At 54.6% G+C, this 25,719-nt stretch carries 26 protein-coding genes and 1 tRNA gene; 16 read left to right on the top strand and 11 right to left on the bottom strand.

Features of this window, described 5'->3' with window-relative positions:
* Nucleotides 1–221 precede the first annotated feature (221 nt).
* Nucleotides 222–740 carry a LuxR C-terminal-related transcriptional regulator gene (locus O1721_RS12080; RefSeq protein ID WP_003858117.1) on the top strand — a complete coding sequence of 173 codons (519 nt, stop codon included), beginning with the start codon at nt 222–224 and terminating at the stop codon, nt 738–740.
* A gap of 40 nt (nt 741–780) precedes the next feature.
* Here the strand turns inward: O1721_RS12080 and O1721_RS12075 are convergent, their stop codons facing one another.
* On the bottom strand, nt 781–2,394 hold the full coding sequence (locus O1721_RS12075) for a mechanosensitive ion channel family protein (protein ID WP_032647919.1): 1,614 nt from the start codon (nt 2,392–2,394) through the stop codon (nt 781–783).
* 173 nt (nt 2,395–2,567) lie between these two features.
* Here O1721_RS12075 and O1721_RS12070 point away from each other — a divergent pair, with 173 nt between their 5' ends.
* From O1721_RS12070 to O1721_RS12060, 3 genes are read left to right on the top strand one after another with little or no spacing between them, the layout of a single operon-like run.
* On the top strand, nt 2,568–3,575 hold the full coding sequence (locus O1721_RS12070) for an ABC transporter substrate-binding protein (protein ID WP_032647917.1): 1,008 nt from the start codon (nt 2,568–2,570) through the stop codon (nt 3,573–3,575).
* Entirely contained in the window at nt 3,572–4,603 is a 1,032-nt protein-coding gene (locus O1721_RS12065) for a FecCD family ABC transporter permease (RefSeq protein ID WP_032647915.1), read from the top strand. Before O1721_RS12070 ends, O1721_RS12065 begins: the two co-directional genes overlap by 4 nt.
* On the top strand, nt 4,600–5,361 hold the full coding sequence (locus O1721_RS12060) for an ABC transporter ATP-binding protein (RefSeq protein ID WP_015570887.1): 762 nt from the start codon (nt 4,600–4,602) through the stop codon (nt 5,359–5,361). Before O1721_RS12065 ends, O1721_RS12060 begins: the two co-directional genes overlap by 4 nt.
* A 60-nt stretch (nt 5,362–5,421) precedes the next feature.
* Here the strand turns inward: O1721_RS12060 and O1721_RS12055 are convergent.
* Nucleotides 5,422–5,509, bottom strand: a tRNA-Ser gene (locus tag O1721_RS12055).
* Nucleotides 5,510–5,653: 144 nt separating this feature from the next.
* Nucleotides 5,654–7,282, bottom strand: a complete 1,629-nt coding sequence (locus O1721_RS12050; protein ID WP_023296279.1) for an ABC transporter substrate-binding protein — start codon at nt 7,280–7,282, stop codon at nt 5,654–5,656.
* 270 nt (nt 7,283–7,552) lie between these two features.
* Here O1721_RS12050 and yccA point away from each other — a divergent pair, with 270 nt between their 5' ends.
* Nucleotides 7,553–8,212 (top strand): FtsH protease modulator YccA, encoded by a 660-nt coding sequence (yccA, locus tag O1721_RS12045; protein ID WP_003858127.1) that lies wholly within the window; start codon nt 7,553–7,555, stop codon nt 8,210–8,212.
* An 88-nt stretch (nt 8,213–8,300) separates the two neighbouring features.
* Entirely contained in the window at nt 8,301–8,630 is a 330-nt protein-coding gene (gene tusE / locus O1721_RS12040) for a sulfurtransferase TusE (protein ID WP_032647913.1), read from the top strand.
* On the opposite strand, the gene yccX is transcribed toward tusE, so the two are convergent.
* The gene (gene yccX, locus O1721_RS12035; RefSeq protein WP_017693676.1) at nt 8,627–8,908 is read right to left on the bottom strand and encodes an acylphosphatase; all 282 of its coding nucleotides are present in this window, start codon (nt 8,906–8,908) and stop codon (nt 8,627–8,629) included. The two genes, tusE and yccX, sit on opposite strands and share 4 nt — an antisense overlap.
* A gap of 93 nt (nt 8,909–9,001) precedes the next feature.
* Between yccX and rlmI the strand changes: the two genes are divergently transcribed.
* Both rlmI and hspQ read left to right on the top strand, forming a co-directional pair.
* Nucleotides 9,002–10,192: a 23S rRNA (cytosine(1962)-C(5))-methyltransferase RlmI gene (gene rlmI / locus O1721_RS12030; RefSeq protein ID WP_015570890.1), complete on the top strand. Its 1,191-nt coding sequence runs from the start codon at nt 9,002–9,004 to the stop codon at nt 10,190–10,192.
* Nucleotides 10,193–10,252: 60 nt separating this feature from the next.
* Nucleotides 10,253–10,570: a heat shock protein HspQ gene (gene hspQ / locus O1721_RS12025; RefSeq protein WP_003858136.1), complete on the top strand. Its 318-nt coding sequence runs from the start codon at nt 10,253–10,255 to the stop codon at nt 10,568–10,570.
* 32 nt (nt 10,571–10,602) lie between these two features.
* On the opposite strand, the gene O1721_RS12020 is transcribed toward hspQ, so the two are convergent.
* Nucleotides 10,603–11,016, bottom strand: a complete 414-nt coding sequence (locus O1721_RS12020) for a CoA-binding protein (protein ID WP_006809337.1) — start codon at nt 11,014–11,016, stop codon at nt 10,603–10,605.
* Nucleotides 11,017–11,187: 171 nt separating this feature from the next.
* Between O1721_RS12020 and csgI the strand changes: the two genes are divergently transcribed.
* Complete coding sequence (gene csgI, locus O1721_RS12015) at nt 11,188–11,850, top strand: curli synthesis inhibitor (RefSeq protein ID WP_023296276.1); 663 nt, start codon at nt 11,188–11,190, stop codon at nt 11,848–11,850.
* Between the two features lie 80 nt (nt 11,851–11,930).
* Nucleotides 11,931–12,389: a methylglyoxal synthase gene (mgsA, locus tag O1721_RS12010; RefSeq protein WP_003858146.1), complete on the top strand. Its 459-nt coding sequence runs from the start codon at nt 11,931–11,933 to the stop codon at nt 12,387–12,389.
* 53 nt (nt 12,390–12,442) lie between these two features.
* On the opposite strand, the gene helD is transcribed toward mgsA, so the two are convergent.
* Nucleotides 12,443–14,497 (bottom strand): DNA helicase IV, encoded by a 2,055-nt coding sequence (helD, locus tag O1721_RS12005; protein WP_023296275.1) that lies wholly within the window; start codon nt 14,495–14,497, stop codon nt 12,443–12,445.
* A 122-nt stretch (nt 14,498–14,619) separates the two neighbouring features.
* Between helD and O1721_RS12000 the strand changes: the two genes are divergently transcribed.
* Together O1721_RS12000 and yccS are read left to right on the top strand one after the other, a co-directional pair.
* Nucleotides 14,620–15,066, top strand: a complete 447-nt coding sequence (locus tag O1721_RS12000; protein ID WP_003858149.1) for a YccF domain-containing protein — start codon at nt 14,620–14,622, stop codon at nt 15,064–15,066.
* A gap of 18 nt (nt 15,067–15,084) precedes the next feature.
* Nucleotides 15,085–17,247 carry a YccS family putative transporter gene (gene yccS / locus O1721_RS11995; protein WP_015570895.1) on the top strand — a complete coding sequence of 721 codons (2,163 nt, stop codon included), beginning with the start codon at nt 15,085–15,087 and terminating at the stop codon, nt 17,245–17,247.
* On the opposite strand, the gene O1721_RS11990 is transcribed toward yccS, so the two are convergent.
* Complete coding sequence (locus O1721_RS11990) at nt 17,204–17,830, bottom strand: TfoX/Sxy family DNA transformation protein (RefSeq protein ID WP_017384804.1); 627 nt, start codon at nt 17,828–17,830, stop codon at nt 17,204–17,206. The genes yccS and O1721_RS11990 overlap by 44 nt on opposite strands.
* A 217-nt stretch (nt 17,831–18,047) precedes the next feature.
* On the opposite strand from O1721_RS11990, the gene sulA reads away from it, so the two are divergent.
* On the top strand, nt 18,048–18,557 hold the full coding sequence (sulA, locus tag O1721_RS11985; RefSeq protein WP_032104231.1) for an SOS-induced cell division inhibitor SulA: 510 nt from the start codon (nt 18,048–18,050) through the stop codon (nt 18,555–18,557).
* 356 nt (nt 18,558–18,913) lie between these two features.
* Entirely contained in the window at nt 18,914–19,966 is a 1,053-nt protein-coding gene (ompA, locus tag O1721_RS11980; RefSeq protein ID WP_017694761.1) for a porin OmpA, read from the top strand.
* 65 nt (nt 19,967–20,031) lie between these two features.
* Here ompA and matP read toward each other — a convergent pair whose 3' ends face one another.
* A complete protein-coding gene (gene matP / locus O1721_RS11975) occupies nt 20,032–20,484 on the bottom strand; it encodes a macrodomain Ter protein MatP (protein WP_006809347.1) in 453 nt (150 codons plus the stop codon).
* 186 nt (nt 20,485–20,670) lie between these two features.
* Between matP and O1721_RS11970 the strand changes: the two genes are divergently transcribed.
* Both O1721_RS11970 and fabA read left to right on the top strand, forming a co-directional pair.
* The gene (locus O1721_RS11970) at nt 20,671–22,431 is read left to right on the top strand and encodes an AAA family ATPase (protein WP_032647912.1); all 1,761 of its coding nucleotides are present in this window, start codon (nt 20,671–20,673) and stop codon (nt 22,429–22,431) included.
* A gap of 68 nt (nt 22,432–22,499) precedes the next feature.
* Nucleotides 22,500–23,018, top strand: coding sequence for a bifunctional 3-hydroxydecanoyl-ACP dehydratase/trans-2-decenoyl-ACP isomerase (gene fabA, locus O1721_RS11965; protein WP_000227926.1), 519 nt, complete (start codon nt 22,500–22,502; stop codon nt 23,016–23,018).
* 71 nt (nt 23,019–23,089) lie between these two features.
* Here fabA and rmf read toward each other — a convergent pair whose 3' ends face one another.
* The 3 genes from rmf to pqiB all read right to left on the bottom strand — a co-directional run bounded on the left by rmf (nt 23,090) and on the right by pqiB (nt 25,715).
* Complete coding sequence (gene rmf / locus O1721_RS11960; protein ID WP_003858162.1) at nt 23,090–23,257, bottom strand: ribosome modulation factor; 168 nt, start codon at nt 23,255–23,257, stop codon at nt 23,090–23,092.
* Nucleotides 23,258–23,511: 254 nt separating this feature from the next.
* Nucleotides 23,512–24,078, bottom strand: coding sequence for a membrane integrity-associated transporter subunit PqiC (pqiC, locus tag O1721_RS11955; protein WP_023296271.1), 567 nt, complete (start codon nt 24,076–24,078; stop codon nt 23,512–23,514).
* The gene (gene pqiB, locus O1721_RS11950) at nt 24,075–25,715 is read right to left on the bottom strand and encodes an intermembrane transport protein PqiB (RefSeq protein ID WP_032647911.1); all 1,641 of its coding nucleotides are present in this window, start codon (nt 25,713–25,715) and stop codon (nt 24,075–24,077) included. Before pqiB ends, pqiC begins: the two co-directional genes overlap by 4 nt.
* Between the last annotated feature and the right edge of the window lie 4 nt (nt 25,716–25,719).

Below are 25,719 nucleotides of genomic sequence, written 5' to 3'. Positions count from 1 at the left end.
GATGTAAAGCACGAAATTGCATAACATTACACGTCTTTCGTCCTCCCCTTCCGTCCCGCTGATTTCTTCGCCATCGACTGGCTAAAATGTAAACATTTATTTTTACATTCATAACGTTTATTAGATTCGCGGGTGGTCATTTAGACTCTTTTTCGCACAACACCTATTAACCGTGGATTACTGCGATAAGAGATTACCTATGACTTTATTTAACGACGATTATGAATTTTTTATTTATCAGTGATAACTACTACCTTTGCCATGGTGTATCAAGCTCCCTGACATCAACCCATTTGATTCGCGATGACGCGGATATTCACGATCTTGATGGGGTCGATCAGGCGATGGATTTTATCATTGCGATTGAACAGGATAAGTTACGCAATAAAACCATTCGGCAGGTCAAAAAAGTTAAGCGTGATTACATTGTCCTGATGCATGAGATAGAAGCCAACCGCGCGGTGAGAATCGATAATATTATCTATTCGTCGATGCATTTTACTGCTCACCCTTTTCAGCAGCTGATGCGCTTTTACCGGGCGCTCAGAACACACTCCTTTACGCGACGCGAATATGACGTGCTGAAGCTGTTTCATTTGGAAAACCATGAGATCGCGAAAAAGCTGCAACTGTCACAAAAAACGACCAGCACCTACCGCGTGAGGATCCTCGAGAAATTAAATATGCGCTCAAAAAACATTCTGGCGATGACCCGTGTAAAATCGGCGATCGTCGATTAAAAGCTGTAACATTTTGCCTTGCCACGGAAAAACCGGGCCGTCACGTTTCGCCCTGAGGGGGTTTGGCTGGCGCGGTATACCAGTTCTCTTTGGCAACCATTACGCTGCCCTCTGGCTGCATAACAAAATTCGGGGACATGATCTGCACGTTAAATTCGTTAAACACATCCTGTATCTGGCTATGCAGTTCATTGCGGGCAACCGCGAGGGACTGTTCGGGCAGCAGACGGACCTGCAATTCGTAAGCGATATACCAGTCCATTAACCCTAACTGGCGTACCAGCGGCGGCTCGGAAAGGTCAATCCCTTTTGCCCGTTTCGCGGCCAGCTCCAGCATGGCATGCACCTGACGCCATGGGGTGTCATAACCGATCGTGACGCTGACCGTCAGATTGAGGCTGCCATCGGGCTGTAGCGCGCTCAGGTTGGTGATCTTACCGCTCACCACCACCGCGTTGGGCACGGTAACGACATAATTTTCCCGGGTAATAATTTTGGTCACCAGCATGCCAATTTCACTGACCTTGCCTTCGTTATCCGCTACCCGAATGACATCGCCTTTGCGCAGCGCGCGGGAGTAAATCAGGACCAGACCGCTCATGGCATGGTTCATCACCCCTGCCGAGCCCAGCGTTAACATCAGGCCGAAGAAGACGCTAATACCTTTAAACGCCAGCGAGTTAGCACCGGGAAGAAACGGCCAGGCGGCGGAGAGAGCAAATAGCCAGACGGCAACGGAAATGAGCTTACGGGTCGCCCCTACGGTTTCCGGATGTACGCCGGGAAGTTGCAGACGACCAGCCTCCACCTGATTGAGCACCATCTTAAGAAGCTTCAGAATAAAAGCGGTAATGAGGAAAATGATCAGCACAATCGTCAGCCCCGGCAAGGCCGAGACAATCGCCAGGGCGATTTGCTGCACCACGCGAAGCGTCCAGTCTCCCAGCGACGTGCCCCACACCCGCGTCCACGGAAACAGACTGAACGCCCAGCTCAGCCAGACGTAAAAGCCGATCAGCCCCAGCAGGAACATCAGCAAGGCGTAAAGCCGAATCTCAATGGCGCCAATGTATCGCCGCCAGCTTTGCGGCACCCGGCTGCGATTCTCCACAATACGCCGACGGTAGACGCGCCGGAACCAGCGCCAGGAACGCCACGCGCCATAGCAGAGCAGCAACAGCCCCAGCAGGCCAGCGGCAGTTTTTACCGTAGACAGCGCCAGCCAGCCGGTATCGTATTGATCGCGCAGCGCCATTCTCTGCGCTTCCATGCGCGCCAGCACGCGCTGTGCGGCCTGATCGAGGGTAAGGTCGTCCCCTTCGTCCAAATCCCCTTCGGTCAGCAGCATCACAGGTTTACCGTTCATCACTATCAGCCGTCCCTGCTGGTTATAGCGGGTCACGGGGACGATGCTGAGCGGCTCACGCACATCCGCCTCGGTAAAATTGCGCAGGGTGTTGCGGATGCGTAAAACGCGCTCTTCCGGCGTGGTCAGGCCAAATTTCGCCTGTAGCATGACGATGGGCTGATGAAAGATATAGACCGTTCGGGCGCGCTCCTGCTCCGTAGGCGCCTGGCGGGGCTCTGCGGCATACGATGAGAAGCCGCTCAGGGCGGCAAAACAGAACGCAAACGCGAGCAGGATCTTTTTCATCCTTACTACCCCAGGTCAGAAATCTTGTTATTTTTCAGGCAACCCGCGAATGCCAGGTGGGTATGTTGAGAATAGTCCAGCCTTTCGTTTCTGCAACAAGCGACGGTGAGCGTGTTGCTCTCAATCACAATATATGTATTATGTTATAACATAACAATTTTGGATTGCGTTTTATGTTACTCAAAAAAGGGTTATTTCTGGCTTCACTGCTCACCATAGCGCCTGCCGCTTTCGCCGCTACCACCTGGCCACTCACGATTGAAAATTGCGGCGTAAAGCAGACCTTTACGCAGGCTCCTCAGCGCGTCGTGACCGTGGGTCAGCATGAAACAGAATTACTGCTCGCACTGGGGCTGGAGAAAACGATCGCCGCGACGTCAGTCTGGTTCGGCAAGCTCCCGGCCCCGCTGGAGGATGCCGGAAAAAACCTCCCCCGGCTTGCAGATAATTCCCCCTCCTTTGAAGCCGTGGCAGGGCAGAAACCTGAACTCGTTCTCGCACAGTATCACTGGCACATTGGTCCGCAGGGACAAGTGGGAACCCGTGAGCAGTTTGCGTCGCTGGGGATTAAGACGTGGATCTCCCCTGCCGACTGCACGGATAAAACGGTAACGGAAACCTCAAACGCAGACGGAGCACGTAGCGCGCCGTTTTCACTGGCGGAAATTACACGGGAAGTGACAGATCTGGCGAGGATTTTTGATGTTTCCGCGCGAGGTGAGCAGCTCAATCGTGCGCTGGCGGAGCGTATTAAAAAGGCCCAGGCGCGCGCCTCCGCGAAACCGCTTAGCGTTGTATTCTGGTTCTCCAGCAGCCGTCTGAATGGCGATCCCTGGGTGGCCGGGAATTACGGCGCGCCTGGCTGGATCAGCCGCACGCTGGGGTTGAAGAACATTATTGACTCTCACGACGAATGGCCCGCTGTAACGTGGGAACATATAGCCCGATCGCAGCCGGACGTGATTGTTATCGCCGGGATGTCCCGCAGGCTCTACCCTGCCGATGACGTTGAGGTAAAAAAAGCGTTCTTGCGCAGTGACCCGGTGACAAAGAACATGCCTGCGGTCAGGAACAACCACATCATCGTGGTGCCAGCGATGTCGTTAAACCCTTCATTGCGTAACGTCGATGCGGTTGAGCTTATCAGCGATCGGCTGGCTTCTTTCCAGGATGAACAATGAGTCATTTCGCTTTTGACCGCCGCCAGCAGGGTTTACTGGCAGCAGGTGCCATGGCGCTGCCGCTGATGCTGGTCTTTGCCGCCAGTATCGGTGATATGCCGGTGTCGTATGCCAGTACCGGGAAAGCGATCCTCAACGGACTGGGTTTGACCTCTTATGCGTTGCCGCAAACGGAGGAAGGTATCGTCTGGCAATATCGCATGAGCCGGGCAGTAATGGCCGCGTGCAACGGCGGCGGCCTGGCGTTGTGCGGGCTGGTGTTACAGTCGATCCTGCGTAACCCTCTGGCTGAGCCTTATCTGCTGGGGATTTCCGCGGGCGCATCGCTGGGGGCCGTCTGCGTGATGCTTCTCGGCATCGGGGGGAGCGTGATTGGCGTAAGCAGCGGTGCGTTTGTCGGCTCGTGCGCCGCCTTTGCGCTCATCATGGTGATTACGAACGGGATGAGTGAAAGCCCGTCGCGCATTTTGCTGGCTGGCATTGCGGGCACCCAGCTCTTCAACGCCTTGACCGCGTACGTCGTCAGTACGTCCGCCAATGCCGAGCAGTCCCGTAGCGTCATGTTCTGGCTGCTGGGAAGTCTGAGCGGCGTGCGCTGGCCTGACGCGCTGCTGGCGCTGGCCGTTACGCTTGCGGGTTTACTGGTGGTATTGCTCTTTTCACGGGCGCTGGACACCTTTACCTTCGGGGATGAGGTCTCCACCACGCTGGGGATCCCGGTTACCGCCGTGCGTATTGTCTTATTGCTGACCTGTGCCATTGTTACCGCAACGCTGGTGAGCGCCACGGGCGCAGTGGGGTTTGTCGGGCTGGTCATTCCCCATGTAACGCGCATGCTATGTGGGCCGGGCCATCGTCTATCTATCCCGCTGACGTTTCTTATCGGCGCCCACTTTATGATCCTCGCCGATATCGTCTCACGCACGCTGATTGTGCACCAGGTTCTGCCCATCGGGGTGGTGACTGCGCTGGTGGGCGCCCCCGTCTTTGTGGCGTTGCTTTATCAAAACCGAAAGGAGCATCCATGAATATTACTGTGGCCGGGTTAACCGTAACCCGACAAGCGCAGACGGTGCTTAAGGATATCGATCTCGACCTGCCATCCGGGCAGATTATCGGCCTGTTAGGGCCAAACGGCTCGGGCAAGTCGACGCTGCTGCGCTGTCTCGCCGGGCTGTTTCCACGACTCAGTGAACGCGTGGCGCTTAATGGCACAACGCTAGGCATGATGCCGCTGAAAAAACGCGCGCAGCACATGGCGTTTGTCCCGCAACATGCTGAGGTCGACGGAGAACTGACCGTTGAGGACATTGTCAGACTGGGGCGTACGCCCTACCGGAAAACATTCCAGAAAACCTCGCGCGACGATGAGGCTGCGGTTGAGCAGGCGATTGGCCTGATGCAGTTATGCCGCTTACGCCAGCGGCGATGGCACTCTTTGTCTGGCGGAGAGCGCCAGCGAAGCCAGATAGCCCGCGCGCTGGCCCAGCAGCCGCAGGTGCTGTTGCTCGATGAACCGACAAACCACCTGGACATTCAGCACCAGCTGGAGCTGATGCGGCTCGTTTCACAGCTGCCTCTTACGGTGGTGGTTGCACTGCACGATCTCAATCTTGCGGCCAATTATTGCCAGCGTCTGATCCTCCTGAAGGCCGGGCAGATCGCCGCCACGGGCGCGCCCGAAGCGGTTCTGACGCCGGCAAACATCGAGGACACCTGGTGCGTAAAAGCTCAGGTCTGCAAGGCCGACGCCGGGATCACGATAAGCTACAACATGGTGGCATGACGGAAGACTGGCGCAAAAACAAAAACCCCTGCGATATTGCTATCGCAGGGGTTTCGAATTTGGCGGAAGCGTAGAGATTCGAACTCTAGAACCCTTTCGGGTCGCCGGTTTTCAAGACCGGTGCCTTCAACCGCTCGGCCACGCTTCCTAAGTGAGGCGAACTATAAACACCTCACCGCGCGCTGTAAAGAGTGCGCGCATTCGTTCGCTTTAAAAATAGCCAAAATGCGTTTAATCGGTTGAATAGACGACAGATTGGCCGTTTTGGCAGCATAATATCCACCGCGGATCGTTAGTGCTTTTTGATGTACATATCTTTGGTGTAGTAGTACCCGAGCTTGTCTGGCGTGAACCCCCCTACCCACGGTTTCACCAGGTGCGTGCGCACGTAATGATAGACCGGGATCGCCGGTACATCCCGTCCCAGCAGATCTTCTGCCTGCTGGTAGAATTTACCGCGCTCCTCCGCCGTTTTCGATTTCGCCGCGTTCACCAGTGCCCGATCGTAGTCCGGATTGCTGTACTGAGTGGTGTTTTGGCTGTCCCCGGTACGGAAGTTGTTCAGGAAGGTTGCCGCATCGTCGTAATCGGCAATCCAGGCGTAGCGTACCGCGTCAAAGTTATGGGTGTGCATGGTATCAAGCATGGTTTTCCACTCCTGATTTTGCAGCTTCGCCTCCACGCCGAGGTTCTTCTTCCACATTGAGCTGGCGGCAATGGCAATACGCTGGTGCGATTCCGAGGTGTTATAGAGGAGATTAAAGCTGAGCGGATGGCTGTCGTTAAATCCGGCTTCGGCCAGCAGCTTTTTCGCCTCGGCAATGCGTTTATCCATCGGCCAGCTGGCGTAATCCGGGTTCTGGAGCTTGACGCCGCCAATATCCGGCTGGCTGATCAGCCATGCCGGGCGCTGGCCCTGCCCTAATACTTTCCCGGCGATGATGTCTTTATCCAGCGCCAGGTTCAGCGCCTTGCGCACGCGGGCGTCGTTGAACGGCGGCCGGGTGGTGTTGAACTGATAATAATAGGTGGCAAGCTGCGGTGAAACGTCCAGCTCGCTCCCCAGCGTTTTCTTCAGCTGAGCAAACTGGTTGATCGGCACCGTGTAAACAATGTCGATTTCGCCCGCTTTGTAGCGGTTGACGTCAGCAGCTTCAGAGGAAATGGGCAGATAGGTCACCTTGTTGATGACGGTATGTTCGTTATCCCAGTATTTCGGGTTACGCACCGCCACAATGCGTTCGTTCACCACCCACTGTGACAGTTTATAAGCCCCGCTGCTGACGAAGTGCTCCGGTTTGGTCCACTTATCACCGAAACGGCCTACCAGGACTTTATCAATTGGCACCAGAGACGGGTGAGCCAGCATCGCCAGGAAAGCGGCGTTAGGTTGCGTGAGCGTAACTTCCAGCGTGGTGTCATTGATGGCTTTCACCCCCAGCGACTCGGGCGCTTTTTTGCCTTCTGCGATATCAGTGCCGTTGACGATACGCATACTACCGGGATAGCTGGCATACGGAGAGGCGGTTTTCGGGTCGACCAGCCGCTGCCAGCTCCAGACAATATCTTCCGCGGTGATGGGGGTTCCGTCGCTCCAGGTAATGCCCGGACGCAGATGGAACGTCCAGACGGTGTTGTCTTTATTTTCCCATTTCTCCGCCAGGCGCGGCTGGATTTCACCTGCCGGAGAGACGCTGACCAGCCCGTCGAATAAATCGCTGATAATATTGAATTCGACATCGCTTTCGACTTTATGCGGGTCGAGCGAGGCGGGTTCACTGCCGTTGTTCCTGACCAGTTCCTGCTTATCTGCCAGCTGGGTTCCTGCCGGCACGTTAGCCGCCCAGGTTGCCGTGCTGGCGCACAGGATCCCTGCGGTTAACAAAGAGAGTGTAAAGTGCGTGCGTGTTTGTGGTTTCATTTCCTTCGCCTTATTGTCTGTTTTTATGACGATCCGGAAATAACTCTTAGCGGCCTTAGGGAAATAACGCAATATTTTTCAGTGACCTATAAGAGGTTGATCTGAATACGCCCTACAAACCGCACTTCATTCTGAGTACAAAGGCTTTGCCAGAATAAAAAACCAGCATAATCCCTAAGGGGCTGAGTAAAGATGGGTAAAACCACTTTGCGTCTGCCGCGCCGTTTCCTATTCTTTGCGCTAATTACATCTGTCATAAGAGAGTGACTCATGGATCGTATAATTACTTCTTCACGCGACCGCACATCGCTACTCAGCACCCATAAGGTGCTGCGCAATACCTATTTCATGCTCAGCCTGACGCTGGCGTTTTCGGCGATCACCGCGACGGCCAGCACCGTACTGATGCTGCCTTCTCCGGGCCTGATCCTTACGCTGGTAGGTATGTACGGTCTGATGTTCCTGACCTACAAAACCGCGGATAAACCGGTGGGTATTCTCTCCGCGTTCGCCTTTACCGGCTTCCTGGGCTACATTCTGGGGCCAATCCTGAATGCCTATCTGTCTGCCGGAATGGGCGACGTAATTGGTATGGCGCTGGGCGGTACCGCGCTGGTGTTCTTCTGCTGCTCGGCCTACGTGCTGACCACCCGTAAGGACATGTCCTTCCTTGGCGGTATGCTGATGGCAGGTATCGTGATTGTGCTGGTCGGTATGCTGGCGAACATCTTCCTACAATTGCCTGCGCTGCATCTGGCAATCAGCGCGGTGTTTATCCTGATTTCATCCGGCGCAATCCTGTATGAAACCAGCAACATCATTCACGGCGGTGAGACGAACTATATCCGCGCCACCGTGAGCCTGTATGTGTCGCTGTACAACATTTTTGTCAGCCTGCTGAGCATCCTGGGCTTCGCCAGCCGCGATTAACTCACCGTGCTGTGAACAGGGCCCCGCTTATGCGGGGCTTTGTTTTTTTGGTAGACTTAGGCGGTTTTTGACTAACGCGTGAATGAATATGTTGAGTTTTGAAGGCAAAGAGATCGAAACCGATAAAGACGGTTATCTGAAAGAGAGCAGCCAGTGGAGCGAAGCGCTGGCGGAGAAAATTGCGGAAAACGAAGGAATTACCCTCTCCCCGGAACACTGGGAAGTGGTGCGCTTCGTGCGAGAATTTTACCTTGAATTCAACACCTCGCCGGCTATCCGCATGCTGGTCAAAGCCATGGCGAATAAATTTGGCGAAGAGAAAGGCAACAGCCGTTATCTGTATCGCCTGTTTCCGAAAGGCCCGGCTAAACAGGCGACAAAAATCGCCGGCCTGCCAAAGCCGGTAAAATGCATTTAATAGCGAATACTGAAGTCAGCGTATTCCCGGTCGGGTTGATGCGGTTCCGTTAGCACCTTATCAACCCGCGCGCTGCGCGGTCCGCCCGCTTTCAGCCACGCCACCAGCTTCTCTACCCGATCCGCCTCACCGCAGGCCACAACCTCCACGCTGCCATCATCCATGTTACGCGCATACCCTGTCAGCCCGAGCTGAAGGGCTTCGCGCTGGGTGCTGTAGCGGAATCCGACGCCCTGTACAAGGCCATGGACCCAGGCAATGGTGCAAACATTTGACATCATCCTTCTCCTTATCCGACTGGCGCGTTGCATTTCCTCACTGAAGTCGGGAAAATGGCGGCCATTTCATTGGAATCGACAGAATAGCAAATTATGAGTGTACGTTTAGTGTTAGCCAAAGGGCGCGAGAAGTCATTACTGCGCCGTCATCCCTGGGTCTTTTCCGGCGCGGTTGCCCGCATGGAAGGTAAAGCCAGCCTCGGTGAAACCATCGATATTGTTGACCATCAGGGGAAATGGTTAGCACGCGGCGCATACTCGCCAGCATCTCAGATCCGTGCGCGCGTCTGGACGTTCGATAAAGAAGAAACCATCGATATCGACTTCTTTGTCCGTCGTTTGCAACAGGCGCAGCAGTGGCGCGAGTGGCTGGCAAAGCGTGACGGGCTGGACAGCTATCGTCTGATTGCCGGAGAGTCCGACGGGCTGCCGGGCGTGACCATTGACCGCTTCGGCAATTTCCTGGTGTTGCAGCTGCTGAGCGCCGGGGCGGAATACCAGCGTGCCGCGCTGATTAGCGCCCTGCAAACCCTGTTCCCGGAATGTGCCATTTACGACCGCAGCGACGTGGCGGTACGTAAAAAAGAGGGCATGGAGCTGACGCAAGGCCCGGTCACCGGCGAACTGCCGCCTGCCCTGCTGCCTATCGAAGAGCATGGCATGAAGCTGCTGGTGGATATCCAGGGCGGCCATAAGACCGGTTATTACCTCGACCAGCGAGACAGCCGTCTGGCAACGCGCCAGTACGTTGCCGATAAGCGCGTGCTGAACTGCTTCTCTTATACTGGCGGCTTTGCGGTCTCTGCCCTGATGGGCGGCTGTGCTCAGGTGGTGAGCGTCGACACCTCACAGGAAGCGCTGGATGTGGCGAAGCAGAACGTTGAGCTGAACAAACTGGATCTGAGCAAAGCGGAGTTTGTGCGCGACGATGTGTTCAAACTGCTGCGTAAATACCGCGACCAGGGCGAGAAATTTGACGTCATCGTGATGGACCCGCCGAAATTTGTTGAAAACAAAAGCCAGCTGATGGGCGCCTGCCGTGGCTACAAAGACATTAATATGCTGGCGATCCAGCTGCTGAACCCGGGCGGCGTACTGCTGACGTTCTCCTGCTCTGGCCTGATGACGACAGATTTATTCCAAAAAATCATCGCCGATGCCGCAATAGATGCGGGTCGTGATGTACAATTTATAGAGCAGTTCCGTCAGGCCGCCGATCACCCGGTGATCGCTACCTACCCGGAAGGGCTGTATCTGAAAGGGTTTGCCTGTCGCGTCATGTAACTTGAAAAGAGAAATATTGCCCGCACATAGTGTGTATGTAATGTTTCCCGGGAGGTGACTATGATTGCCAGCAAATTCGGTATCGGCCAGCAGGTCCGCCACACCTTGCTTGGATATTTGGGTGTGGTCGTGGATATCGACCCGGAGTATTCCCTTGATGAACCGTCAGCGGACGATCTGGCCGTTGACGCAGAGCTTCGCGCCGCGCCCTGGTATCATGTGGTTATGGAGGGCGACGATGGTCAGCCTGTCCATACCTATCTTGCCGAAGCGCAGCTGAGTGGTGAACTACAGGATGAGCATCCGGAACAACCCACTATGGACGAGCTTGCTCAGACCATCCGCAAACAGTTACAGGCACCAAGACTGCGCAACTAAAGGTGTAAAAAAGCCCGTCAAACGGGCTTTTTTTATTTTGCCAGCCCCAGACGGGGAATATCGATTGCCGGACAGCGATCCATCACCACCTTCAGCCCGGCATCGCGCGCCAGCACGGCCGCCTGCTCATTAATCACGCCCAGCTGCATCCACAGCGTTTTCGCGCCAATGGCAATTGCTTCCTGCGCCACGCCCCAGGCCGCCTCTGAATTACGAAAAACGTCCACCATATCTACCTTTTCCGGCACGTCCGCGAGCGTCGCATAGCCCTGCTGGCCCAGCAGCGTTTTCCCTGCCACCTTCGGCGAGACCGGGATCACGTGATAACCCTGATCCAGAAGGTATTTCATGACCCGATAGCTTGGGCGATCCGGTTTATCGCTCGCGCCGACCAGCGCAATAGTGCGCGTGGACGTCAGAATCTCGACAATGTCGTTCTCTTTCATGCTCTTCCTCCTGGCTTTTTTCAAAGTGTACGTCAAAGCGGACATCTCAACCACGCATCCCATACAGAAGTATGAGGGCAAAACGGCAGAATATGTCTATATGTTAGTAAACGTGTTTGTCGAAAACTTTTGATACATTCTTACCGGGTAGTTTGTCTACAGGAGTCTGCTATGAAAACCGGCATTGCCTGGGCTGTGGTTGCGTTAATCATGCCGGTTTGTGTTTTCGCAACCACCCTCAGACTCTCAACCGACATTGACCTGCTGGTGCTGGACGGGAAAAAAGTCTCCAGCTCCCTGCTGCGGGGTGCAGACAGTATCGAGCTGGATAACGGCCCTCATCAGGTGGTTTTTCGGGTGGAAAAAACCATTCGCCTCGCCGACAACGAACAGCAGGTGTACATTTCGCCTCCGCTGGTGGTCAGCTTTAATACCCAGCGTATCAGCCAGGTCAATTTTCGTCTCCCGCGCCTTGAGACAGAAAAGGAGTCACTGGCATTTGATGCCTCGCCGCGCATTGAACTGGTGGACGGGGACTCCATGCCCATCCCGGTAAAACTGGATATTCTGGCGCTGACAAAAAGGCCAAAGGGAACAGACTATGAAGCGGACACCGAGACCTACAACAGGGCCAGCAGGCGCGCCTCGCTGCCCCAGTTCGCCACCATGATGGCGGATGACAGTACCCTGCTTTCGGGCGTATCGGAGCTGGATGTACTCCCCCCTCAGTCGCAGACCCTTACTGAGCAACGCCTCAAGTTCTGGTTCCAGAATGCCGATCCGGACACGCGCGCCCGTTTTCTGCAATGGGCGAAGCAACAACCTTCGTCGTAAGCCACATTTTTTCGTCCTTTCTCTTGCAGCATCAGCCAGTTCCCGTCATCGTGTAGCGAGGTAACCTCACGGATAAGATTATGGAACTGACAACACGCACACTTCCGGCGCGCAAGCACATTGCTCTGGTTGCGCACGATCACTGTAAACAAATGCTGCTTAACTGGGTTCGTCGCCATCAGCCTCTTTTACAGCATCATGCCCTTTCTGCCACGGGAACAACCGGCAACCTGATCCACCGCGAAACCGGTCTGGAAGTGAATGCCATGCTGAGCGGCCCGATGGGGGGTGACCAGCAGGTAGGTGCTCAGATTTCAGAAGGTAAAATTGACGTTCTGATTTTCTTCTGGGATCCGCTGAACGCGGTTCCGCATGATCCGGACGTTAAAGCGCTGCTGCGTCTGGCGACGGTGTGGAACATTCCGGTAGCCACCAATCTTTCAACGGCAGATTTCATCATTGAATCGCCGCAGTTTAACGATCCGGTGGAGATTTTGATCCCGGATTATCAGCGTTATCTTGCGGAGAGACTGAAGTAGTTTTTTGCCCGGTGGCGCTGCGCTTACCGGGCCTACAGAATTTGCCCGGCGCGTTACGGCTTTCTCGCCACCGGCACGTCAATACTTTTCAAAATATCGACAAACACCGACGGCTCCTCTTTGTTGAACAAGAGCCACACGCGATGGCGCGCGCGGGTTATCGCCACGTACAGTAAACGCCGCTCCTCTGCATCCGGGAAATCTTCCGGAACAGGTAATAACGCCTCTTCCATCACGGATTCCCGCGCCGGTGCAGGGAAACCGTCGCTCCCCTCTTTTAGCCCCACCACAATCACGTAGTCGGCCTGCTGCCCTTTACTGGCGTGAATGGTCATAAAATCGAGCTGAAGTTTTGGCCAGCGCGTCGCCGCTTTTTCCAGCGCCGTCGGCTTGAGGTGGTGATAACGCGCCAGCACCAGAATCCGTTCATCCGGTTTCGCATAGCCACTCAGTTTATCCAGCAGCGGTTCCAGCTGATCGTCCGCCAGCAGCGTGACGGCCTTTTTATCCCCCGACGTCAGGCTGTTAAGCGGTTTCGACAGCTGATGCGGGTTCTGCTGAATAAAACGGTTGGCTATTTCGCCAATCCGCGCGTTGAAGCGGTAGGTGGTGTCCAGATCGCTGCGATCGCCTTCCCCAAAATAGTGGTGGAAGGCCGTCGTGAGGGATAGTTGCGCCCCGCTGAAACGGTAGATAGCCTGCCAGTCATCGCCCACGGCAAACAGCGACGTGTGTTTATTCTGCGCCCGCAGCGCCGAAAGCAGCGCAGCGCGCTGCGGCGAGATATCCTGAAACTCATCCACCAGAATGTGTTTCCACGGGCTGACGAAGCGCCCTTTCTCCAGAATGATGATGGCCTGATGGATCAGCCCCGAAAAATCGACCGCGTTTTCGTCTTTCAGCGCGGTTTTCCACGCTTTCAGCATCGGCGCCATCAGCTTAACCCGTTTAGAAAACACAGCGCGGATCGACTCCGGTGCGCTTTCTATCATCTCCGCCTGAGAGCCGCCGTGCATGCGCATCAGGCTTACCCACCGGTCGAGACGAGAGCCCAGCCGGCGCGCCAGCTTTTCATCCTGCCAGAAGCTGCCCTCCGGCACCTCCCAGCTGAGTTCCTCTTCAAGCCACTGACGCCAGCCTTTCGCCTGCGCCTTTTTTTCACTGCACTGCTGACGCCATGCCTTGATAAACAGCGCCTGGCGAGCCTGAGCGTCGTTCTCCAGCTTGCTGACAACAGGAACTTTTTTGCTGCCCTGTTGAATGATGTGTAAAGCGAGGGAGTGGAACGTGCGCGCCGAGATATCCTGGGTATGCAAACGCGCCTGAATGCGCTCATCCATCTCCTGCGCAGCCTTGCGACCAAAGGCCAGCAGCAAAATCTGGTCTGCAACCGCCTCGCCCGTTGTCAGAAGCCAACCCGCGCGCGCCACCAGCACCGACGTTTTGCCGCTCCCGGCACCTGCCAGCACCAATAAAGACTGTTCGCCATTCACCACGGCGCGCGCCTGGGCAGGATTGAGGGGCGATGACTCCACTGTACTGAAGAAGTCGGCATATTGCGTAAGCATCGCCTCAGTCCAGGCCTGGTTATGCGCCAGACGGCTTTTCTCGATATCGCTCAGCCAGGCCTGGCACTTCCGCCACGCGTCGCGGCAGTTCTCAAATTCCTCAAGCCGCGCCACCGGTAAAGGCAATGCCGTCAGCGCCTGGGCGATTTTTTGCTGAAGCCCGGCGGTTTGCTGGCGCGTCAGCCACTTCTGCTGCGTATTGCTTAGCGCGATATCGTCCAGCACCTGTTGCAGAACCTGTGCGGCAATCACGCTCATCTCCTGGCTCCACTGCTGCCAGCGCGTGTTCAGATGATGGTGGAAGCGTTGGGTTTCCGCCCACTCGGTCCCGTGGAGTCGCACCACTTTGTCTGCCGGCAGGACGAACTCCAGCTCCCCCCATACCAGCCCTCGTTTACAATGAATGGCCAGTAGCTGATTAAACGGAATAAGGTATTCGTGGCGTTCACCGGAGACTTTCACTCCTGCATTGAGCAGGACAATCTTGTCGTAAGGGTGCTGCGCCAGGCGTTTGCCCATTGAAGTTGCTTTCAGTTCCATATCCTGCCGGATCCACGAGGTCATAATTTGTCAGACAGTTTAACTGCCAGTTTTAAGGTGCTCCAGCCCAAAAAAACGTTACAATCACCGGGCGTTAATCATATCGAAGGAAATGAGGGTTTATGCGTACCGTTCTGAATGTGTTGAATTTTGTCCTTGGCGGTTTTGCCACCACCCTTTCCTGGCTTTTTGCCACCCTGGTGAGCATCGTGCTCATCTTCACCCTTCCGCTGACGCGCTCCTGCTGGGAAATCACCAAACTGTCCCTCGTTCCTTATGGAAATGAAGCCGTACACGTGGATGAGCTGGAGCCGGAAAGAAAAAATGCCCTGATGAATACCGGCGGCACGCTGCTGAATATTTTATGGCTGATCTTCTTTGGCTGGTGGTTGTGTCTGATGCATATCTTCGCCGGTATCGCCCAGTGCATCACGATTATAGGCATTCCGGTTGGCATCGCTAATTTCAAAATTGCTACCATCGCCCTGTGGCCGGTAGGACGCCGTGTTGTCCCGGTCGAAGTCGCGCAAGCCGCGCGTGAAGCCAACGCCCGTCGCCGTTTTCAGTAATAAGGACTGGCCGCACTCATGCTAAGCCCCCTGCTTCGTCGCTATACGTGGAACAGTAACTGGCTGTATAACGTCAGGATCTTTATCGCCCTCTGCGGCACCGTCGCTCTGCCGTGGTGGCTAAATGACGTGAAGCTCACCATCCCCCTCACGCTTGGGGTGGTGGCCGGTGCGCTGGCGGATCTCGACGACCGCCTGGCCGGTCGTTTGCGTAATCTGGTCATCACGCTGGTCTGCTTCTTTATTGCTTCCGCCTCCGTTGAGCTGCTTTTCCCCTGGCCCTGGCTGTTTGCCTTAGGGCTGACGGTGTCTACCAGCGGCTTCATTTTGCTCGGCGGCCTCGGGCAACGCTACGCCACTATCGCGTTTGGCGCCCTGCTGATTGCCATTTACACCATGCTGGGCGTCTCTCTTTACGATCAGTGGTATCAGCAGCCGGTCCTGCTGCTGTTGGGCGCTATCTGGTATAACCTGCTGACCTTAACCGGACATCTTATTTTTCCGGTTCGTGCCTTACAGGACAACATTGCCCGCAGTTACGAACAGCTGGCCCACTATCTGGAGCTGAAATCCCGGCTGTTTGATCCGGATATTGAAGAGGACAGCCAGGCGCCCCTGTACGATCTGGCGCTGGCAAATGGCCAGCTGGTCGCCACGCTAAATCAGACCAAAGCGTCTCTGCTCACCCGTCTGCGCGGCGATCGCGGTCAGCGCGGTACCCGGCGCACACTGCACTACTACTTTGTCGCCCAGGATATTCACGAGCGCGCCAGCTCCTCGCATGTGCAGTACGCTGACCTGCGCGAGAAATTCCGCTACAGCGACGTGATGTTCCGTTTCCAGCGCCTGCTGTCAATGCAGTCTCAGGCCTGCCAGCAACTTGCGCGCTCAATACTGCTGCGCACGCCCTATCAGCACGATCCTCGCTTTGAACGCGCATTCAGTCATCTGGATGCGGCCCTCGATCGCGTTCAGGCCAGTGGGACATCGCCGGAACAGTTCAAAGCCCTGGGATTCTTGCTCAACAACCTGAGAGCCATCGATGCTCAGCTCGCCACCATTGAGTCTGAACAGGCGATGGCAATGCCGGGCAATGACGCCGACAACCAGCTTGCCGACGACAGTCTCAACGGTTTCAGCGATATGTGGCTGCGCCTGAGCCGTCATTTTACGCCGGAATCCGCCCTCTTTCGCCATGCGGTAAGGATGTCGCTGGTTCTGTGCGTCGGCTATGCATTTATCCAGATAACAGGGTTGCACCACGGTTACTGGATCCTGCTGACCAGCCTGTTTGTCTGCCAGCCGAACTATAACGCTACCCGCCATCGGCTCGCGCTGCGTATTGTCGGGACATTAGTCGGGGTCGCCATCGGGCTGCCGGTGCTCTACTTTGTGCCATCCGTAGAAGGGCAACTGATCCTGATCGTGATTACCGGTGTACTGTTTTTCGCCTTCCGCAATGTGCAGTACGCCCACGCCACGATGTTCATCACGCTGCTGGTGCTGCTCTGCTTCAATCTGCTGGGTGAAGGCTTTGAAGTGGCCCTCCCCCGCGTGATCGACACGCTAATCGGCTGCGCCATTGCCTGGGCGGCGGTGAGCTTTATCTGGCCGGACTGGCGTTTTCGTAACTTACCGCGCGTGTCCGACAGAGCAATGAACGCCAACTGCCGCTATCTGGATGCTATTCTTGAGCAATACCATCAGGGTCGCGATAACCGTCTGGCCTATCGGATTGCCCGTCGCGATGCGCATAACACGGACGCAGAGCTGGCTTCCGTTGTCTCGAATATGTCAACTGAGCCGCGCGCCACGGCAGAAATCCGGGAGACAGCCTTCCGCCTGCTGTGTCTGAACCACACGTTCACCAGCTATATCTCTACCCTTGGCGCCCACCGTGAGAAACTGACAAATCCGGGCATCCTGGCGCTGCTGGACGACGCCGTTTGCTACGTTGATGATGCGCTTCATCATCAACCTGCGGATGAGCCACGGGTTCACCAGGCACTGGATGAACTGGTGCAACGTATCGCACACCTTGATCCTGGCACCGACAACAAAGCTCCGCTGGTCCTACAGCAAATTGGCCTGCTTATCGCTTTGCTGCCGGAAATTTGTCGGCTGCGACAGAAGATCGCTACCTGGCGGAATGATGGCCCTGCGACTCAGGCAGCGCATTAAACCACTCCATAAGCTCCCGGCGAATATCCGCCGGGAGTGCCGCTTCATGTAACCCTTCGATGGCGCCTTCAAGCGCGAACAATACCCGGATACTCAGCGCTTTATTCTTAGAGCGCATTTTCAGCCAGCTCGTCTTCGCCCCCAACTGTCGTAGCGTCTCTTCATTGGTAATGCCCGCCTCCATAAGCAGGACCTCAATCTGAAAGGTCAGGTTCGGCAGATCCTTAAGCCGATTACGCTGATGGCGCTGGTAGCGCTCTTTCCTGGCGGCATCGAGCGCAAACGAGGAGAGCTGAAGCAGCTTTTCCCTGTTTTGCCACAGACCTTCATCCACACGGTAGTAATTAAGCAGCACTGGCCGTCCTCGTTTCATCAGTGTCAGAAAAGAGGAGGCGTTTTTTACACAGTATTTTGCACTTTGCTCACAGGCGCGAAGGTACAGCTCGCCGTCAGACACCATCGCGAACACCGCTTCATCCACGGCCAGGGTATAACCGCCAAACAGGGCGCGATGATGAATTTCGCCCAGCGGAGAGAGGTATTCTTGAGATTGATAAATCCGATCATAAGATATCTTTTTCATGACAATTCCATTAAAAATCATACAGTAAACACGATATTTCTTACTAACGGATCCGTTAGCAGGAAAATAGGCAACTTATTGCCGTTGGGCAAGATGATTTTTTCAGGTTCACCAGGAATGGATGAAATTTGCGAGTCGCTTTCCGAAAATGAGGTTGATCTTTATGCACACAGGGGTTACTGTATATCCATACAGTAACTACAGGGCTGGAATGAATATGTACACTTCAGGCTATGCAAATCACTTAACACCTTCCACTTCTGCCGCAGGCAATGCTGCGCAGAATTCTATCGGGCGTGTATCGACAGGGCTTATCAGTGAAGTGGTTTACCGTGAAGACCAGCCGCTGTTAACACAACTCTTACTCCTGCCGCTTTTGCAGCAGCTCGGGCAACAGTCTCGCTGGCAGCTCTGGCTGACGCCACAGCAAAAATTAAGTCGTGAATGGGTTCAGTCGGCTGGCCTGCCGTTAGCGAAGGTGATGCAGATTAATCAACTCTCCCCTTGCGATACGGTCGAGTCGATGGTCCGGGCATTACGTACCGGGAACTATAGCGTCGTGATTGGGTGGTTGCCTGAGGATCTGTCGCAAGAGGAACATTTGCGTCTGTCTGAAGCGGCTGAAGAAGGTAATGCGATGGGTTTCATCATGCGGCCGGTTCGTGGAGATTCCTATCGCAGAGGACAACATCCCGGGCTAAAAATTCACTCAAATGTGTACCATTGAGTCATTTTAAGAGTTTTCCTGGAATTTTTTTCGACCACGGTATGCAAAAAAAGTTCAACGCGTCAAAACTGCGGCAAGGCTTGTCTGACGCGGTTCTCGTTAATTTTACTGCACAAAATTCGTTCAAAAATTGTTAAATATTAGGTATACGGAACTTTTTTTTTCATATGCCTGACGGACTTCACACTTGTAAGTTTTCAGCTACGTTGTAGACTTTACATCGCCAGGGGTGCTCGGCCTAAGCCGAAGATATCGGTAGGTTTATATTTGACCACGCCCCCCGGTGAAGGATTTAACCGTGATTCCTCCGATGGAGATATTCATGGCAAATTTTGGATGATAACGAGGCGCAAAAAATGAAAAAGACAGCTATCGCGATTGCAGTGGCACTGGCTGGCTTCGCTACCGTAGCGCAGGCCGCTCCGAAAGATAATACCTGGTATGCAGGTGGTAAACTGGGCTGGTCTCAGTTCCATGACACCGGTTGGTACAACAGCAGCCTGAACAACGATGGCCCTACTCACGAGAGCCAGCTGGGTGCAGGTGCGTTCGGTGGCTATCAGGTTAACCCGTATGTTGGCTTTGAAATGGGCTACGACTGGTTAGGTCGTATGCCTTACAAAGGCGACAACGTAAATGGCGCTTTCAAAGCTCAAGGCGTACAGCTGACCGCTAAACTGGGTTACCCAGTGACTGACGATCTGGACGTGTACACCCGTCTGGGCGGCATGGTATGGCGTGCAGACTCCAGCAACAGCATCGCTGGTGACGACCACGACACTGGTGTTTCCCCAGTATTCGCTGGTGGCGTTGAGTGGGCAATGACCCGTGACATCGCTACCCGTCTGGAATACCAGTGGGTTAACAACATCGGTGACGGTGCTACCGTTGGCGTTCGTCCAGACAACGGCATGCTGAGCGTTGGTGTTTCTTACCGTTTCGGTCAGCAGGAAGATGCGCCAGTCGTAGCTCCAGCTCCGGCTCCAGCTCCAGAAGTACAGACCAAGCACTTCACTCTGAAGTCTGACGTTCTGTTCAACTTCAACAAAGCTACCCTGAAACCAGAAGGTCAGCAGGCACTGGATCAGCTGTACACCCAGCTGAGCAACCTGGATCCTAAAGACGGTTCTGTAGTGGTTCTGGGCTTCACCGACCGTATCGGTTCTGACGCTTACAACCAGGGTCTGTCTGAGAAACGTGCTCAGTCTGTAGTTGATTACCTGGTATCTAAAGGTATCCCAGCTAACAAGATCTCCCCACGTGGTATGGGCGAATCTAACCCAGTTACCGGTTCTACCTGTGACAACGTGAAACCACGCGCTGCACTGATCGACTGCCTGGCACCAGATCGTCGCGTAGAGATCGAAGTTAAAGGTATCAAAGACGTTGTAACTCAGCCTGCGGCATAAGTTATCGTCTTATAAAAAAACCCCGCGATGCGGGGTTTTTTATTATCTGAAGAAAAGTAAAAAGCTTATTTTTTACCTAACAGTGCCTGTAGATCGTTCTTCAGCGTCGACATCTGGCTGGCATACTTCTCTTTGTGCTCGGCATCTTCAATCAGCTGCACCACCGTTTCCGACAGGGTTTTTCCGCGCCGCTGCGCAAGCCCGGCCAGACGCTGCCAGACCATGAACTCCAGGTCGATCGATTTCTTACGGGTGTGCTGATGCTCGGCATTGAAATGCCGTTTACGACGAGCACGGATAGTTTGCTTCATCCGGTTTAACAAGGCCGGATTAATGTGTTTCTCAATCCAGCCGTTGACCTGTACCGGTTCGTTTTCGAGGGTCAGCAACATATCCACAGCTTCTTGTGCCGCGCTGGCTTCGATGTAGCAGGTGATCAGCTCCCCTTCACGGTGCTTTTTGACCAGGTACTTCCATTTCCAGCCGCTTTCGAGGTTTTCCAGTTGTTGATATTTCATTGCGATCTCAGTGTTACCGTGTAACTCTGTTCAGAATATCAGTTTTTTGGCAATCTGCTGAAAAGAAATCATATCCTGTGAAACGCCGCAGGCGATCCGCATGACGAAAACCCGAATCCTGATTGGGCAGAGTGCGCCGCTTACGGTATACTCCACGGTTTTACTTCAGACTAAAAAACATCAACTTTGACCATTACGAAACTTGCATGGCGTGACCTGGTTCCGGATACCGAGAGCTATCAGGAGCTGTTTGCACAGCCAGACCTCACAAAAGAACACGAATTCATACTTAGCGATACACAACCGCGTTTGCATTACGCGCTGGAGCAGATGTCATCCCCATGGGCTACATCTCCTTTCATGCTGCTCAAAGCCCCGGAAGAAGCCGAGTATCTGACGCTTCTCGGTGATGCCATGCGCCAGTTGCAGCCAAAAACGAATGCCGTTTTTGGTGGTCAGTATCATATTGCCGGACGTGACGTGACGTACGAACCTGCCACTGAGGCAGACGGACAGTTCGCTGCAAAAGGCGAGGTGATTACCGCCAACTGGGTGGAAGCAGAACAGCTGTTCGGCTGCCTTCGTCAGTTCAACGGCGATGTGTCACTGCAACCCGGTCTGGTACACCGCGCGAACGGCGGCGTGTTGCTCATCTCCCTTCGCACCCTGCTTGCACAGCCTCTGCTGTGGATGCGCCTGAAAACAGTGGTGACGCAGCAACGTTTTGACTGGGTAGGCTACGACGATTCACGTCCGCTGCCTGTTTCCATTCCGTCTATGCCGCTGTCGCTGACCGTCGTGCTGACGGGTGACCGTGAATCTCTGGCTGATTTCCAGGAAATGGAGCCAGAACTCGCGGAGCAGGCGGTTTACAGCGAATTTGAAGACAATATTCAGATCGCCGATGCCGATGACATGGCGCAGTGGTGTCAGTGGGTTATGGCCGTGGCGGAACGTTTCGCGCTGCCCTCGCCTGCCGAGGATGCGTGGCCGGGCTTAATCCGCGAGGCCGTACGCTACACCGGCGATCAGGAAACCCTGCCGCTCTGCCCGCTCTGGATCGGTAAACAGCTGCGTGAAGTGGGCGTTATCAGCGGCAACGGTCCGTTTACCGGCGAGCAGCTTAGTCAGATGCTGGCCCAGCGTGAATGGCGTGAAGGTTATCTTGCTGACCGTATGCAGGATGAAATTCTGCTGGAACAGATTCTGGTGGAGACCGAAGGCGAACGTATCGGGCAAATCAACGCCTTGTCCGTCATCGAGTTCCCCGGACACCCGCGCGCCTTTGGCGAGCCTTCCCGCATCAGCTGTGTCGTGCACATTGGTGACGGCGAATTTACCGATATCGAACGCAAGGCCGAACTGGGCGGAAACATTCATGCCAAAGGCATGATGATCATGCAGGCATTCCTGATGTCTGAACTTCAGCTGGAGCAGCAGATCCCCTTCTCTGCCTCGTTGACCTTTGAGCAGTCCTACAGTGAAGTCGACGGCGATAGCGCCTCGATGGCGGAACTGTGCGCCGTGATCAGCGCGCTTGCAGACGTACCGATTAATCAGAATATTGCGATTACCGGTTCCGTGGATCAGTTTGGTCGTGCCCAGCCGGTGGGTGGACTGAATGAGAAAATCGAAGGCTTCTTCGCTATCTGCCAGCAGCGCGGTTTAAACGGCAAACAGGGCGTGATTATTCCGGCGCCTAACGCTCGCCATTTGAGCCTGAGCCAGGCGATTCTGGATGCGGTCGAGCAGGAACAATTCTCCGTCTGGGCCATCGAAGGGGTTGAGGATGCACTACCCTTACTGACAAACCTGGTCTGGGACGGCGAAGGCCAGACAACCCTGATGCAGACCATTCAGGAACGTATAGCTCAGGCGACACAGCAGGATGCTCGTCATCGTTATCCGTGGCCGTTACGCTGGTTAAGTTGGTTTAGTGCAAACTGATCGGACTTGTTCAGCGTACACGTGTTAGCTATCCTGCGTCCTTCACTAAAATAAGGCTTACTGAGAACATGGTAGATAAACGCGAATCCTATACTAAAGAAGACCTTCTTGCCTCTGGTCGCGGTGAACTGTTTGGCGCGAAAGGCCCGCAGTTACCGGCCCCAAATATGCTGATGATGGACCGTGTCGTGAAAATGACCGAAACCGGCGGCAACTTTGATAAGGGTTACGTAGAAGCAGAACTCGATATCAACCCGGACCTGTGGTTCTTCGGTTGCCACTTTATTGGCGATCCGGTAATGCCTGGCTGCCTGGGCCTCGATGCCATGTGGCAGCTGGTTGGCTTCTATCTGGGCTGGCTTGGCGGTGAAGGCAAAGGCCGTGCGCTGGGCGTAGGCGAAGTGAAATTCACCGGTCAGGTTCTGCCTACCGCGAAGAAAGTCACCTACCGTATCCATTTCAAACGCATCGTTAACCGCCGCCTGATTATGGGCCTGGCGGACGGTGAAGTACTGGTAGATGGTCGTCTTATTTATACCGCGAACGACCTGAAAGTGGGTCTGTTCCAGGATACCTCCGCTTTCTGATAACGGCTTTTAGCCCCATCCAGAAAGGCGAAACCTCCGCATTGCGGAGGTTTCTTTTTAAAGAGACGGTATCAAGCAAGTACTGCCCTGTCTCCGATGGCTTCTCGCCAGCCCCCTAGCCATTGGGACCTTTGATTCAGGGCCTGATAGGGACACATTTCTTTTGAACGTCCGGCGATGCCAGCCTGATAACCACGTTGATGAGCCCTTTCCAGGCGATCTCGTTTCTGTCTCTTCATGCCTCGTTTCCCTCATTCTTTTGTCTGGTGGAAAGAAAACAGTGGTTGCAATATGTGCAAGCACAGTTAACGAATACCCCGAATCGGCGTCAGCGTCAACGTTCAAAATTCATACGGGTGTCATATTTGTGAGCTACATGGAAGATCGTTTGTACAAAAAATGTGACGCGGGACAAGTAACAACCTGAACGCAAAACGAAAAAAAAGCCGCAATCAGCAGGAAGCTGAGTGCGGCTTTCGTCGATGAATTTTACTTATGGCAGCCGGGAAATCTCTCTTGCGATAGCAGCCGACTCCTGTGCCCACCCCTGCGCGAGCACTTTCACCATTTCGTCATAGCCATCTTTCTGCTGCTTCAGTTCCAGATGGAAAGGACGCTTAATCAGCTGGCCCTGATGATTCAGCAGCCACTCCCCGCTGATAACAACGGCACCATCATAGCGGCCATGGAAACCCGTCACGTTAACATTCAGGGTGTCCTGGTCGCTTCCCAGAGGCTGCGAGGCGACGACCCAACCAGGGAGCTGGCTGCTCAGATTCGCCACCAGCGTATTGCGAAGCTGCTGATCCAGCGGGCTGGCCCACAGGTTATTATTGGCGATAACGTACTGCACATCGCTGGTCTGGTAGACCACCCCGTTGCCCGCCAGATAATCTGGCACGGCAACCTGTTCAACCCACAGCAGACGGCTGCCCTGCGAGGCGCTGCTCTGCGCACCGGACTGGGCGCTTAACGGCAGCTGGTAGTAGCTTTTGTTATCGCTTCCAGAGCTACAGGCCGTTAATACCAGTGCGCCTGCGATGATTAGCCATTTTTTCATTGTTTCGCCCTCTTAGGCTCAGGATCCTTTTTGTCTTTCGCTTCAAACACCAGCGCGTTGCTCTTTTCATTGAGCGTTTTCAGAACGGGCTGTAGCTCGCGTAAAACCTGATCAAGACGTTGCATATCCGCCACCATCTTGTTGTAGGCCGCTGAGCCCGGCTGGAAGCCCTGCATACTGCGATTCAGTTCGCGCAACGTTTTCTGCATATCCTGCGGCAGCTGCTGCATGGACTGGTTAGCGGTGATCTTGTTGATATTATCCAGCGTGGTTTGCAGACGTTGCATCGTCGCCTGGCTCTGATGCAGTGATCCCGTCGCAGCCTCAAGCATTGGATTCAGCGGCAGATTGTTGATCTTATCCAGCGTTTCCATCAGGCGCTGTTGGATCTGCGCCAGGCCACTGCTGACCGTAGGAATGATTTTGTAGCCGCCAAATTCACGGATACCCGTCATTGGTGGTGCTTTTGGATAGAAGTCCATATCGACATACAACGCCCCTGTGACCAGGTTGCCGGTTTTCAGCGAGCCACGCAGCCCGCGATTCAGAAGGTCGCTGATATGCTCCCCAATATCCTGGTCCTCGCCTATCTGGTTAATCAAACGCTCAGGCTCAATGCGGATCAGCACCGGAATACGATAATCATCATCAAGCATCTGCTTCAGTCCCGGAACAAAGTAAGGCACTTGTCCCACTGTCCCCAGACGGATACCGCGGAACTCAACTGGCGCCCCTGGCTGCAAGCCGCGTACAGAGTCCTTAAAGAACATCAGGTAGTCGATGTGATCGGTATAGAGCGCATCCTGAATGCTTTTTTGATCGTCAAACAGCCTGAAGGCGGTTTTCTCCGCCACCGGTTGCCCGAGCTCCATGCCTTCCGGCACGTCAAAACTGACGCCCCCACCAAACAGCGTGGTGAGTGAACCCATCTCAACGCGCATCCCCGCAGAGGTGAGATCCACCGCGATCCCGCTGTCTTTCCAGAAACGAACGTTGCTGGTCACCAGGCGGTCATTAGGCGCATTGATAAATAGCTGATAGCTGATGGTCCGTTTTTGCGGATCGAAGGTGCTGGTTTCAACCGAACCGACGCGATACCCACGGAACAGCACCGGATCGCCCGGCGAGAGCTGGCCCGCTTTTTTGCTGTCCAGAATAACGCGGATCCCTTTTGCATCCGGTGGCGCAAGCGGCGGTGAATCCAGCAGCTGATAGTTTGCTGGCTGGGCGCCTTTGTTGCCGGGCTGGAGTTCAATATAAGCCCCGGACAATAGCGTCCCTAAGCCGCTGATCCCTTCTCTCCCGACCTGCGGTTTCACTACCCAAAAAACAGAATCTTCATGGAGCAGTTTTTCCATGCCGGCATTCAGGCGGGCCTTGATTTCAACATGGGTTAAATCATCCGTCAGGGTCGCGCTTTCCACGACACCCACATCCACGCTGCGGCTCTTGATGGTGGTTTTTCCGCCCTCAATCCCCTCTGCATTGGTGGTAATTAGCGTGACTTCCGGTCCCTGATGGCTGTAATGATAAAACAGGATCCATGCACCGATCAGCGCGGTCACGATGGGGAAAATCCACACCGGCGACCAGTTTCTGACCTTCTGCACTTTAGCCTCTCCACTCTTATTTTCCATGCTC

The sequence above is a fragment of the Enterobacter cloacae complex sp. HYC033_NIDB genome (assembly GCF_056673335.1).
The sequence above is the reverse complement of the archived record's forward strand: the minus strand, read 5'-3'. Positions and strand labels throughout refer to the sequence as shown.